Here is a 12226-nt window from a genome sequence, read left to right as displayed (position 1 = left end):
CCAACAACTGTACTGCAGGCCACCACTGAGTACAGTTGCCTCATGGTGACTCCTGCCCGCACCCGCCGTGCCGAGGTGCTCGACGGTCTCGTGGCGATGTTCCTCGCCGACGGCTTCCTGGACCTGGGCCTGGACGAGATCGCGGCGCGCCTGCGGTGCTCGAAGTCGACGCTCTACGTCGTGGCACCGAGCAAGGAGCAGCTCATCACGACCGTGACGCGGGAGTTCTTCCGGCGCTCGACCGAGCAGGTCGAGCAGCGCCTCGCCGCCGAGCCGGACCCGCGCCGGCGGATCCGCACGTACCTCGACGCGATCGCCGAGGCGCTCGCCCCGGCCTCGGCGACCTTCTACGCCGACGTCAACGACTTCGCCCCGGCACGGGAGGTCTACCGTCGCAACACCGCGATCGCCGCGCGGCGGGTGCAGGAGCTCGTGTCGCAGGCGACGGGACCTGATCGCGCCGTCGACGCCACCTTCGTCGGGGCCGTCGCGGCCGCCGTGATGGCCAGCATCCAGGCCGGCGAGATGGAGGCCTCGACCTCCCTGAACGACGCCACGGCGTACCGTCTGCTCGCCGACCTGATCGACGCCTCGGTCGCGCGGAGCTGACCGGGCCCGGTGACGGCACGGCGTGGGACCAGCCCGCGGCCGAGGCCCGGGTCGACCCGCGGGGTCTCGATACGCCGGCTCGCCAGGGCTCGCCGAGCACTCGACCGCCCGCCGGGCACTCGACTCGCGAGAGCCGGCGGCCGGCCCGGCTCAGGCCCGGGCGGCCAGCTCGCGGACGACCGCAGCCGTCTCGGTCGGACGCTCCCACCAGAACAGGTGGCCGACGCCGGGCCAGAGGTGCAGCTCGGCGCCCGGCACCAGCGCGGCGAGCCGCTCGCCCTCGGTGGCCAGGATCATCTGGTCCTCCTCGCCGTGCACGACGGCGACCGGCACGCGCAGGTCGCCCAGCCGGTCCGTCGCGTCGTGCTCGAGGCACGCGATCGACTGCTGCCGCACGACGGGGAACGGCACGCGCCGCGCGAGCGAGGTCGCGCGGAACCGATCGAGCTCGCCCGGGCGGGCGGCGAACTCGGCCGACACGTTGACCTCGAACCCGACCCGCGTCGCGAGCTCGGGGTCGCGGGTGCTGATCGCCTCGACCACGCGGCCGGGCCCGGGAGCGTCGAACGCCCCGGGGCCGCCCGGGCTCGTGCAGCCGAAGGTCACGGTGCGGATGCGCTCAGGACAGCGCAGGACCAGCTCCTGCGCGACCATGCCGCCCATCGAGATGCCCATGACGTGGGCCGTCTCCCGCCCGAGCGCGGCCAGCAGACCGTCGGCGTCGGCCGCGAGGCCGGCGATCGAGAACGGGTCGTCGGCTCGGGCGCTCTCTCCGATGCCGCGGTGGTCGTACGTCACGACCTCGAAGTCCCGAGCCAGCTCGTCGACCAGGGCCGGGCCCCACATGCCGCCGTGCCCCGACATGCCCTGGATCAGCAGCAGGGTCTCGCCCGCGCCGGCGGTCTCCACGGCCAGGCTCGTGCCCGTCCCGATCTCGACGATCTCCTGCATGGCGCCTCCCGGGCTCTCGACTGACGCGACGCGGCCCAGTCTCGCGCACGCCGCGGCCGGCGTCCCGGCAGCACCGGTCCGCCGGGGCCGTGGCACAGTCGTCCCGTGAGGACGTGGGCCCTGCTGCTCGGGGCGATCAGCGTCGAGGTCACGGCCTCGCTCTCGCTCAAGGGCGCCCTGGAGCGACCGTGGCTCTACACCGTCGTCGTCGCGGGGTACCTCGCCTCGTTCCTCCTGCTCGCCCTCGTGCTGCGGGCCGGCATGCCCCTCGGCGTGGCCTACGGCATCTGGGGCGCACTCGGCGTCGCCGGCACGGCGGTGCTGTCGTCGGCGTTGTTCGACGAACCGCTGACCCGGCTCATGATCGCGGGGATGGTGCTCGTCATGGCGGGCGTGCTGCTGGTCGAGATCGGCTCGCAACGCGCCTCCCGACCGACGGGGGCGGGCTGATGGCGTGGGTCTACCTCGCGCTCGCGATCACCGCCGAGGTCACGGCCACGATGTCGCTCAAGGTCGTGGCCGAGGGTCGCCGTCGCTGGGCCGCCGGAGTGCTGATCGGCTACGTCACGGCGTTCGCGATGCTCTCGCTCGGCCTGCGCGAGGGCCTGGCGCTCAACGTCGCGTACGGCATCTGGGCGGCCGCCGGTGTCGCCGCCACGGCGATCCTGTCGCGGCTGATCTTCCGCGACCCGCTCACGCGGCTCATGGGAGCCGGGATCGCCCTGATCATCGGCGGCGTCCTGCTGATCGAGCTCGGGTCGTCGCACTAGCCCCGAGCCCGATCACGCAGTCACGCCATCACGCCGTCAGGCGGTCAGCTTCTGCGCGACGCCGATCGCCCGGGTCACGAGGTGGTCGAGGGCGTCGGTGTCGGTGCCGTCCAGCTCGGAGGACTCGCCCGTGACCTTGCTCGCGCCGTAGGGGTTGCCGTCGACGAACTTCGACGGGTCGGTGTAGCCCGGCGCGACGATGATGCCGCCGAGGTGCATGAAGGTTGTGTGGAGCGCGAGGAGCGTCGTCTCCTGCCCTCCACGCTTGGTCTGCGTCGAGGTGAAGGCCGTGTAGACCTTGTCGGCGAGCTTGCCCTCCGACCACAGCGGGCCGAGCGTGTCGAGGTAGCCCTGCAGCTGGCTCGTCACGTGTCCGTACCGTGTGGGCGACCCCATGACCACGACGTCGGCCCACTCGATGTCCTCAGGCTCGGCGACTGCACGGTCGGCGATCTCGTCGAGGTGGGCCTTCCAGGCATCCTGCGACTCGTAGGCCTCCGCCGGCGCGGTCTCGCGGACGTGGCGGAGGCGGACCTCGGCGCCCTGCTTCTCGGCGGTCTCGGCCAGGCGCTCGGCCATCGCGTGCGTGGCGCCGTAGGAGGAGTAGTAGATGATCGCGACCTTGACGGCCATGCCGGTTCCCCTGTTCGGTGTGGTGGTCAGGAACGTCCCGGCTCACGGGTCCGGGACGATCCCTCCACCGTCGCACGGGAGTGGTGGCGGCGCAGTCCGGCTTCAGGCCACGGCGTCGAGGCGCGCGATCTCGTCGGGCGTGAGCGTGAGGTGCGCGGCGGCGATCGAGTCGAGGATGCTCTCGGGGCGCGACGACCCCGGGATCGGGATGACGGTGGGCGACAGTGCGAGCTCCCAGGCCAGCGCCACCTGCTGGGGGCTGACCCCGCGCTCGTGGGCGATCGCGGCGTTCTCGGCGTAGTGGTCGCCCAGCTCGGCCGCGCTGCCGATGCCACCGAGCGGGCTCCACGGCAGGAAGGCGACGCCCAGATCGGCGCACAGCTCGAGCTCGGCGCGGCTGGACCGGAAGGCGGGCGAGAACTGGTTCTGCACCGACGCGAGTCGACCGTCGAGCAGGGTGTGCGCGAGCCGGATCTGGTCGAGATCGGCATTGGAGATGCCCGCCTGGCGGATGACGCCCTCGTCGAGGAGGTCTCGCAGGGCGCCGATCGTCTCCTCGTACGGCACGGCCGGGTCGGGCCGGTGGTGCTGGTAGAGCCCGATCGCCTCCACGCCGAGCCGTTGGGCCGAGGCCTTGGCGGCGCACTGGAGGTGCTCCGGACTGCCGTCGAGCGGCCAGTCGCCGGACGCGGTGCGCGTGTGTCCGCCCTTGGTCGCGACCAGGACCGAGCTCGCGTCGCCGCCCCAGGCCCGCAGCGCCTTCGCGATCAGGAGCTCGTTGTGACCCGACTCGTCGTGCCCCACGTCGGCCGTCGCGCGGTGGTAGGCGTCGGCGGTGTCGATCAGGGTCAGCCCGGCGTCGAGCGCGGCGTGGATCGTGCGGATCGACCGGTCCTCGTCGGGCCGTCCGTCGACCGACATGGGCATGCCCCCCAGCCCGATCGCCGAGACCTGGACGTCACCGAGGGAGCGTTGGGGCAGGGACATGAATACCGACTTCCGTGAGACGTGGAGCCAACAGGAGAACTCCCTCGACGCTAGCGCTGCGCGAAGAACGCGCCACCGGCCGGAACCGTCGGCACTGGGCACGGGAGCTCGTGACTTCCCACGGCACATGTCCCGTGCGAAGTCACGTGTGACGGAGTGAACTCCGTAACACGTGCCGGTGGGGCGACGCGCGTCACGGCGTGCGGGGGTGCGCCGGGTTGGCCCGGCCCCGATGCTTGAGACATGCCCCCCGCCCCGGACCGTGACGCGCTCGCGCGCCTCGCGGCGGCCCACGGGGTGGCCACGAGCTACGAGGGCTCCGACCGCACGCCGGTGACGGTCGACGACGAGATCGTCGTGGCGGTGCTGGGCCAGCTCGGCGTCGACGCCACGAGCGACGCCGCGGTCACCCGCGCGATCGAGGCCGCCGAGCGCACGAGCGGCCGACTTCCCGGCACGATCGCCGCGACGCAAGGGCTCGGGCGCGAGCTGGGCGAGGGCATCGCGGGCACGCTCCACCTCGAGGACGGCGGCGGCGTCGAGGTCGACGGAGCGCTCCCGGCCGACCTTCCGCTCGGCTGGCACCGGCTCTCGACCGACGACAGGGACGTCACGGTCGTCGTGGGCCCCGCGCGCCTGCCGGACGTGCCGCGCACGTGGGGCTGGATGCTGCAGCTCTACTCCCTGCGGTCGGACGCCTCGTGGGGCATGGGCGACTACGGCGACCTCGCGCAGATCGCGCGCCGCGCGGGCACCGAGCAGGGCGCCGGCGTGCTGCTGGTCAATCCCGTGCAGGCGTTCGTGCCGTCGACCCCGCTGCAGCGCTCGCCCTACTCCCCCGCCAGCCGCCGGTTCGCGAGTCCGCTCTACCTCCGGGTCGCGGACACCGCGGCGTTCCGTGACGCATCGAGCGAGGTCCGGGCCGCCGTGGAGCGGCTCGCACCGCCGAACGCCACCGCCCTGATCGAGCACGACGACGTCTGGCGCGCCAAGCGCACCGCGCTCGAGCTGCTGTGGGAGCACACGACCGAACGTCCTGTGCCGGCCGAGGCCGACGACGACCTGCGCGCCTTCGCCATCTGGTCGGCCCTCGCCGAGGTGCACGGGTCCGACTGGCGCCGCTGGCCCGAGCCGCTGCGCGACCCCGCCTCGCCCGCCGTCGCAGCCGCCGGCGACGAGCTCGACGACCGCGTCGCGTTCCACCTGTGGCTGCAGGCGCTCTGCCGCGAGCAGCTCGACGGCGCCCGTGCCGCAGCCCACGACGCCGGCATGGCCGTCGGCCTCGTGCACGACCTGCCGGTCGGGGTCGACCCGGGCGGGGCCGACGCGTGGGCCCAGCAGGACGTGTTCGCCTCCGACGTCCGGGTCGGCTGCCCCGCCGACGCGTTCAACCCGCTCGGCCAGGACTGGGGCCTGCCGCCCTGGCGCCCGGACCGCCTCGCCGAGACCGGCTACGCGGCCTTTCGCGACGTCGTCCGCAGCGTGCTGCGCCACGGCGACGGCATCCGGGTCGACCACGTCGCGGGGCTGTGGCGCCTGTGGTGGATCCCGCCGGGCGAGCCCGCTCACCGCGGCACCTACGTGCACTACGACGCCGACGTCATGCTCGCCGCGCTCCTGCTCGAGGCCACGCGCGAGGACGCGATCGTCGTGGGCGAGGACCTCGGCACGGTCGAGGAGGTCGTGACCGAGACGATGCACCGGCGCGGCATCCTCAGCTCGGCCGTGCTCTGGTTCGAGCGCGACTGGGAGGCGCCCGGTCAGCCGCACGTCCCGCCGCAGCGGTGGGAGCCCGAGACGATGGCGAGCATCAGCACGCACGACCTGCCCACGGTGGCCGGCTGGATCGCCGACGAGCGGGTCCGGGTGCAGCACCGGCTCGGCCTGCTCGAGGAGTCCTTGTCGGACGCGCTCGCCACGGCGGCCGCCGACCGGGCCGCGCTCCTGGACCTGCTGCGCGACGAGGGGATCGCCGGCGACGACCTCGTCGTGGCCCTGCACGCCGTGATCGCCCCGGCCGCCTCCCGCCTGGTGCTGAGCTCCCCCGCCGACGCCGTCGGCCAGCTCGACCAGCCCAACCTGCCCGGCACGGTCGACGAGTACCCGAACTGGCGGATCCCCCTGCCGGTGCGGCTCGAGGACTTCTTCACCGATCCCCGGGTCGCGGCCGCGATCGCCCCCCTGCGCGAAGCGCGACCCGCGACGACACAGCGCGAAGCGCGACCTCCCCATCGGGGTACGTCCCCCACCGACCCATCCACGTGACCCGCCTCCCTGAGGAGACCCCCACCGTGCACCCACCCCGCCTTCACGCGTGGCCCGGAACGCCCTACCCGCTCGGCGCCACGTACGACGGCACGGGCACCAACTTCGCCCTGTTCTCGGAGATCGCCGAGAAGGTCGAGCTGTGCCTGTTCGACGATCACGGCACCGAGACGCGCGTGCGCCTGGAGGAGGTCGACGGATTCGTCCACCACGGCTTCCTGGACGGCATCGCCCCGGGCCAGCGCTACGGCTACCGCGTGCACGGGCCGTGGGACCCGGAGCAGGGCCTGCGCTGCAATCCGGCCAAGCTCCTGATCGACCCCTACGCGAAGGCCTTCAGCGGCCAGGTCGACTGGGACCCCTCCCTGTTCGCCTACGACATGGACGAGTCCGAGGCGCGCAACGACGACGACTCGGCCGGGCACGTGCCGTTCTCGCTCGTCACTAACCCGTACTTCGACTGGGGCAACGACCGTCTGCCGCGCAGGCCGTACCACGAGACCGTGATCTACGAGGCCCACGTCAAGGGCCTCACGATGACCCACCCCGACGTCCCGGAGCAGCTGCGCGGCACCTACGCCGGGATCGCCCACCCGGCGATCGTCGAGCACCTGCGCGAGCTCGGCGTCACGGCGATCGAGCTGCTGCCGGTGCACCAGTTCTTGACCGACCACTACCTCGTGGAGAAGGACCTCACGAACTACTGGGGCTACAACACGATCGGCTTCTTCGCGCCGCACGACGCGTACGCCTCGCGTCCGGGGCGCCAGGTGCAGGAGTTCAAGGGCATGGTGCGGGCCCTGCACACCGCGGGCATCGAGGTCATCCTCGACGTCGTCTACAACCACACCGCGGAGGGCAACCACCTCGGGCCGACGCTCTCGATGCGCGGCATCGACAACTGTGCCTACTACCGCATGGTCGAGGACGACCCGCAGTACTACATGGACTACACCGGCACCGGGAACTCGCTCAACGTGCGCCACCCGCACACGCTGCAGCTCATCATGGACTCGCTGCGGTACTGGGTCACCGAGATGCACGTCGACGGCTTCCGCTTCGACCTCGCCGCCACGCTCGCGCGCGAGTTCTACGACGTCGACAAGCTCGCGACGTTCTTCGAGCTCGTGCAGCAGGACCCGGTGGTCAGCCAGGTCAAGCTCATCGCCGAGCCGTGGGACGTCGGCCCCGGCGGCTACCAGGTCGGCAACTTCCCGCCGCTGTGGACCGAGTGGAACGGGCTGTACCGCGACACCGTGCGCGACTTCTGGCGCGGGGAGCCCGCGACGCTCGGGGAGTTCGCCTCGCGCATCACCGGGTCGTCCGACCTCTACCAGGACGACGGCCGCCGCCCCTACGCCTCGATCAACTTCGTCACCGCCCACGACGGCTTCACGCTGAACGACCTGGTGTCGTACGACGAGAAGCACAACGAGGCCAACGGCGAGGACGGCCGCGACGGTGCCGACGACAACCGTTCGTGGAACCACGGCACGGAGGGCGAGACCGACGACGCCGAGATCCGTGCCCTGCGCGAGCGGCAGCGTCGCAACTTCCTGGCGACCATGCTGCTGTCGCAGGGGGTGCCGATGCTGCTGCACGGCGACGAGCTGGGACGCACCCAGGGCGGCAACAACAACGTGTACTGCCAGGACAACGAGGTCGCGTGGGTCGACTGGAGCCTGGCCGACGACGAGGCCGATCTGCTGCGGTTCACGGCGGCCCTGACTCGCCTGCGTCGCCGGCACGCGGTGTTCCGCCGGCGCCGGTTCTTCTCCGGGCGGCCTGTGCGGCGCGACGGCGGCAGGCCCGACATCGCCTGGTTCACGCCGACAGCGGAAGAGATGACCGAGCAGAGCTGGGGCGACGACTTCGGTCGCTCGGTCACGGTGTTCCTCAACGGCGACGCGATCGCCGAGCGTGACGAGCGGGGCGAGCGGATCACCGACGACTCGTTCCTGCTGGCGTTCAACGCCTACCACGAACCGATCACGTTCACGCTGCCCGACGGCGAGTACGGCGATCGGTGGCGGGTCGTGGTCGACACGGCCGAGGGGGTCGTCGAGCCGGCGGGCGCCGAGGCCCTGCTGGCGGGACAGACGCTCGACGTCGTGGGTCGATCCCTCGTGGTGCTGCAGCGGGTGGACTCGTGACCGCACCCGGGGTTCCGTCCTCGACCTACCGGCTGCAGCTGCGGCCGGGGTTCGGCTTCGCCGAGGCGCGAGCGCTGCTGCCGTACCTGCGCGACCTCGGCGTCGGGGCGGTCTACCTGTCGCCCGTGCTCGACGCCACACCCGGCTCGACCCACGGCTACGACGTGACCGATCCGTCCCTCGCGCGGCCCGAGCTGGGCGGTGAGCCGGAGCGCGCCGCGCTGATGCGCGAGGCGCGCGAGCTCGGGCTGGGCGTCGTGGTCGACATCGTGCCCAACCACATGTCGGTCGAGGTGCCGGGCGCCAACCCGTGGTGGTGGTCGGTGCTGCGCGACGGGCAGACGTCGCCGTACGCGCGCCACTTCGACATCGACTGGTCGCGCGGCCGCCTGCTGCTGCCGGTGCTCGGCGACGACGCCGACGTGGCGGAGCTGCGGGTCGACGGCGACACGCTGGCCTTCTACGACCACCGCTTCCCGATCGCCCCCGGTACCGGTGGGGGCACCGCCCAGGAGGTGCACGACCGGCAGCACTACGAGCTCGTGGGCTGGCGGCGGGGCAATGCCGAGCTCGGCTACCGCCGCTTCTTCGACATCACCTCGCTCGCCGCGATCCGCGTCGAGGACCCGGCGGTGTTCGACGACGCGCACCGCGAGGTGCTGCGCTGGGTCGAGGCCGGCGAGGTCACCGGTCTGCGCGTCGACCATCCCGACGGCCTGGCCGATCCCGGCGGCTACGCGCAGCGCCTGCGCGAGGCGGCTCCCGAGGCCTGGATCGTGGTCGAGAAGATCCTGCACCCCGGCGAGGCACTGCCGCCGAGCTGGCCCGTCGAGGGCACGACCGGCTACGACGCGCTGCGCGAGGTGGCTGGCGTGCTGCTCGACCCGGCCGGCGAGGCGCCGATCACCGCGCTCGCCGAGCGTCGGGGCGTGCCCACCGACTACGCAGCGGTCGAGGAGCAGGCACGACGCATGGTCACCGATCGCATCCTCGTCGCCGAGGTGCACCGCATCGCGGCGCTGCTCGACGAGGTCGCCCCCGAGCCGGCCCGCACGGCGGTGGCCGAGACGATGATCGCGTTCGGCGTCTACCGCTCCTACCTGCCCCAGGGCGAGGGCGACTGGGCCCAGGCGATCGATCGCGCGCTGACCCGCCGCCCCGACCTGGCCCCGGCCCTGCGCGCCCTGGACGACCAGGTCAGGGCCGACCCGCACGGCGAGCTCGCGACCCGGATCCAGCAGACGTCCGGGATGGTCGTGGCCAAGGGCACCGAGGACACGACGTTCTACCGGTACACCCGCTTCGCAGCCCTGACCGAGGTCGGTGGCTCGCCCGACGTGTGGGGCGTCGACCCCGACCGGTTCCACGAGCTCGCTGCCGCCCGCGACCGTGACCGCCCGGCCACGATGACGACGCTCACGACCCACGACACCAAGCGCTCCGAGGACACCCGCGCCCGCACGCTCGCGCTCGCCGAGGTGGCCGACGAGCTCGCCGAGGCCGTCGAGCGGTGGTCGGCGCAGGCCGGGATCGACGAACCCTCGCTCGACCTCCTGGCCTGGCAGACGCTGGTCGCCGCCTGGCCCATCTCCGACGAGCGCCTGATCGACTACCTGCTCAAGGCCGCGCGCGAGTCGAAGCTGCGCACGACCTGGACCGAGACCGACGACGCGTTCGAGGACGCCGTGCGCGCGTGGCCGGCGCAGGTGCGGGCCACGGTGGGCGACGAGGTCGAGTCCTTCGTCGCTCGCCTCGAGGCCGCTGGCTGGGTCACGGCGCTGTCGCAGAAGCTGCTGCAGCTCGCGGGCCCGGGCGTGCCCGACGTCTACCAGGGCACCGAGCTGTGGGACCTCTCGCTCGTCGACCCCGACAACCGGCGCGAGGTCGACTTCGCGGCTCGCCACGACCTGCTGTCGCGCGTGGCCGGAGGCTGGGTCCCGCCGGTGGATGCGTCGGGGGCGGCCAAGCTGCTCCTCACCCATCGCGTGCTCGGCCTGCGCCGCGAGCGACCCGAGCTGTTCGAGGGCTACCGGCCGCTCCTCGCCGACGGGTCGGCCGCCGACCACGTCGTGGCGTTCACCCGCCACCGCGACCTCGTGGTGGTCGCGACCCGGCTGCCGGTCGGGCTCGAGCGCCGACCGGCCGGGTGGGACGGCACGGTGCTCGACCTCGGTGACGACGCGGGGTTGAGCCTGGACCCGGGCGCGTGGACGGACCTCCTGACCGGCGCCCAGCACGCCGGCGGCCCCCAGCTCGTCGCCGACCTCCTCGCGACCTACCCCGTCGCCCTCCTCCTCCGCACCTGACCCGCCCCCGGGCGGTGAGCTACGCGCCGAACCACGAGCGGGCGGTGAGCTAGGCGCCAAATCCGAGCCGAACTCGGCGCAAGACTCACCGCCCGCCCCCGGGTTCGGCGCAAGACTCACCGCCCACCGCGCGAATTCGGCGCAAGACTCACCGCCCACCGTGCGGGTTCGGTCTGCGGACCTAGGCTCGAGCCATGGAGTTCAGGTACCTCGGCAACAGCGGCCTCAAGGTCAGCGAGATCATCTACGGCAACTGGCTGACCCACGGGTCCCAGGTCGAGAACGACGCGGCCCTCGCCTGCGTGCGCGCGGCGCTCGACGCCGGGATCACGACGTTCGACACGGCCGACGTGTACGCGAACGGCAAGGCGGAGTCGGTGCTGGGCCAGGCCCTGCAGGGGGAGCGTCGCGCCTCCCTCGAGATCTTCACCAAGGTCTACTGGCCGACCGGACCCGGCGGGCCCAACGACACCGGCCTGTCCCGCAAGCACATCCTGGAGTCGATCGACGGATCGCTGCGCCGCCTGGGTACCGACTACGTCGACCTCTACCAGGCCCACCGCTACGACGTGGAGACGCCGTTGGAGGAGACGATGCAGGCCTTCGCCGACGTCGTCCGCCAGGGCAAGGCGCTCTACATCGGCGTCAGCGAGTGGACCGCCGCCCAGATCCGCGCGGGTCACGCGCTGGCGCAGGACCTCGGGATCCAGCTGATCTCGAGCCAGCCGCAGTACTCGATGCTGTGGCGGGTCATCGAGGACGAGGTCGTGCCGACGTCGCGCGAGCTGGGGATCTCGCAGATCGTGTGGTCGCCGATCGCGCAGGGCGTGCTCTCGGGCAAGTACCAGCCCGGCGCCGAGCCCCCGGCCGGCAGCCGCGCGACCGACGAGAAGGGCGGCGCCGACATGATCAAGCGCTTCCTGACCGACGAGACGCTGACCGCGGTGCAGCGCCTGAAGCCGATCGCCGACGACCTCGGGGTCACGCAGGCCCAGCTGGCCGTCGCGTGGGTCCTGGCCAACGACAACGTCGCGGGCGCGATCGTGGGCGCCTCGCGGCCCGAGCAGGTCGAGTCCAATGCCGAGGCTGCCGGCCTCAGGCTCGAGGCGGACGTGCTGCGGGCGGTCGACGAGGCCCTCGGCGACATTCCCGAGACCGACCCGGGCAAGACGCGGTCGCCCGAGGCGCGCGTGGTTTGAGGCTCAGGCGACCTGGTCGACGTCGCGACTCGATGACGTCGCCGGGCCGTCCTCGTCGCCGGCGGCGCGTCGCCGGCGGATCTCCTCACCGATCCGCAGCGGCGCGTAGGCCAGCGCGAAGGCCACCAGGCTGATCAGCAGGTGGTGCCACCCGGCACCCACCACGGCCAGGCACAGGGCCGTCAGACCGGCGATGGCCCACAGACCGACCCACAGCTCCAGACCGATCCTCTTCGTCTCCTGCATCGTTCCCCCGTCCCGAGATCCGCGGTCACCGACCACCGACAGCGTCAGGATCCCCTGGCGAGACCCGAATCGCACCATCGACCTCACGTGACCTCTGTCACGTCCAG

The 12226-nt window shown here is 72.6% G+C and carries 11 protein-coding genes; 7 read left to right on the top strand and 4 right to left on the bottom strand.

What is annotated here, in order from left to right; all coding sequences use genetic code 11:
* The first annotated feature begins 42 nt into the window (after nt 1-42).
* A complete protein-coding gene (locus tag KAG51_RS11685; RefSeq protein ID WP_290583845.1) occupies nt 43-609 on the top strand; it encodes a TetR/AcrR family transcriptional regulator in 567 nt (188 codons plus the stop codon).
* Between the two features lie 150 nt (nt 610-759).
* Here the strand turns inward: KAG51_RS11685 and KAG51_RS11680 are convergent, their stop codons facing one another.
* Complete coding sequence (locus KAG51_RS11680) at nt 760-1560, bottom strand: alpha/beta hydrolase (protein ID WP_290583843.1); 801 nt, start codon at nt 1558-1560, stop codon at nt 760-762.
* Between the two features lie 105 nt (nt 1561-1665).
* Between KAG51_RS11680 and KAG51_RS11675 the strand changes: the two genes are divergently transcribed.
* Together KAG51_RS11675 and KAG51_RS11670 are read left to right on the top strand one after the other, a co-directional pair.
* Complete coding sequence (locus tag KAG51_RS11675; protein WP_290583841.1) at nt 1666-2010, top strand: SMR family transporter; 345 nt, start codon at nt 1666-1668, stop codon at nt 2008-2010.
* Complete coding sequence (locus KAG51_RS11670) at nt 2010-2330, top strand: SMR family transporter (RefSeq protein WP_290583839.1); 321 nt, start codon at nt 2010-2012, stop codon at nt 2328-2330. The genes KAG51_RS11675 and KAG51_RS11670 overlap by 1 nt, the downstream gene beginning before the upstream one ends.
* A 36-nt stretch (nt 2331-2366) precedes the next feature.
* Here KAG51_RS11670 and wrbA read toward each other — a convergent pair whose 3' ends face one another.
* Together wrbA and KAG51_RS11660 are read right to left on the bottom strand one after the other, a co-directional pair.
* The gene (gene wrbA, locus KAG51_RS11665; protein WP_290583838.1) at nt 2367-2963 is read right to left on the bottom strand and encodes an NAD(P)H:quinone oxidoreductase; all 597 of its coding nucleotides are present in this window, start codon (nt 2961-2963) and stop codon (nt 2367-2369) included.
* Between the two features lie 102 nt (nt 2964-3065).
* Nucleotides 3066-3944, bottom strand: a complete 879-nt coding sequence (locus KAG51_RS11660) for an aldo/keto reductase (protein ID WP_290583937.1) — start codon at nt 3942-3944, stop codon at nt 3066-3068.
* A 249-nt stretch (nt 3945-4193) separates the two neighbouring features.
* On the opposite strand from KAG51_RS11660, the gene malQ reads away from it, so the two are divergent.
* The 4 genes from malQ (at nt 4194) to KAG51_RS11640 (ending at nt 11873) form a co-directional block, all read left to right on the top strand.
* Nucleotides 4194-6215 carry a 4-alpha-glucanotransferase gene (gene malQ / locus KAG51_RS11655; protein WP_290583837.1) on the top strand — a complete coding sequence of 674 codons (2022 nt, stop codon included), beginning with the start codon at nt 4194-4196 and terminating at the stop codon, nt 6213-6215.
* Between the two features lie 26 nt (nt 6216-6241).
* Nucleotides 6242-8368 carry a glycogen debranching protein GlgX gene (gene glgX, locus KAG51_RS11650; RefSeq protein WP_290583836.1) on the top strand — a complete coding sequence of 709 codons (2127 nt, stop codon included), beginning with the start codon at nt 6242-6244 and terminating at the stop codon, nt 8366-8368.
* The gene (gene treY, locus KAG51_RS11645; protein WP_290583835.1) at nt 8365-10674 is read left to right on the top strand and encodes a malto-oligosyltrehalose synthase; all 2310 of its coding nucleotides are present in this window, start codon (nt 8365-8367) and stop codon (nt 10672-10674) included. Before glgX ends, treY begins: the two co-directional genes overlap by 4 nt.
* Nucleotides 10675-10868: 194 nt before the next feature.
* A complete protein-coding gene (locus tag KAG51_RS11640; protein WP_290583834.1) occupies nt 10869-11873 on the top strand; it encodes an aldo/keto reductase family protein in 1005 nt (334 codons plus the stop codon).
* Between the two features lie 3 nt (nt 11874-11876).
* Here the strand turns inward: KAG51_RS11640 and KAG51_RS11635 are convergent, their stop codons facing one another.
* Nucleotides 11877-12119, bottom strand: a complete 243-nt coding sequence (locus KAG51_RS11635) for a hypothetical protein (RefSeq protein ID WP_290583833.1) — start codon at nt 12117-12119, stop codon at nt 11877-11879.
* Nucleotides 12120-12226: the final 107 nt, after the last annotated feature.

It is taken from the genome of Aeromicrobium sp., assembly GCF_023146395.1.
In the GTDB taxonomy this organism is placed as follows: Bacteria; Actinomycetota; Actinomycetes; order Propionibacteriales; family Nocardioidaceae; genus Aeromicrobium.
The sequence above is the reverse complement of the archived record's forward strand: the minus strand, read 5'-3'. Positions and strand labels throughout refer to the sequence as shown.

What these genes read in the sequence shown, in the direction of transcription:
- KAG51_RS11685 (WP_290583845.1), top strand. Translation starts at nt 43, where the DNA reads ATGGTGACTCCTGCCCGCACCCGCCGTGCCGAGGTGCTCGACGGTCTC.
- KAG51_RS11680 (WP_290583843.1), bottom strand. Translation starts at nt 1,560, where the DNA reads ATGCAGGAGATCGTCGAGATCGGGACGGGCACGAGCCTGGCCGTGGAG.
- KAG51_RS11670 (WP_290583839.1), top strand. Translation starts at nt 2,010, where the DNA reads ATGGCGTGGGTCTACCTCGCGCTCGCGATCACCGCCGAGGTCACGGCC.
- wrbA (WP_290583838.1), bottom strand. Translation starts at nt 2,963, where the DNA reads ATGGCCGTCAAGGTCGCGATCATCTACTACTCCTCCTACGGCGCCACG.
- malQ (WP_290583837.1), top strand. Translation starts at nt 4,194, where the DNA reads ATGCCCCCCGCCCCGGACCGTGACGCGCTCGCGCGCCTCGCGGCGGCC.
- KAG51_RS11640 (WP_290583834.1), top strand. Translation starts at nt 10,869, where the DNA reads ATGGAGTTCAGGTACCTCGGCAACAGCGGCCTCAAGGTCAGCGAGATC.
- KAG51_RS11635 (WP_290583833.1), bottom strand. Translation starts at nt 12,119, where the DNA reads ATGCAGGAGACGAAGAGGATCGGTCTGGAGCTGTGGGTCGGTCTGTGG.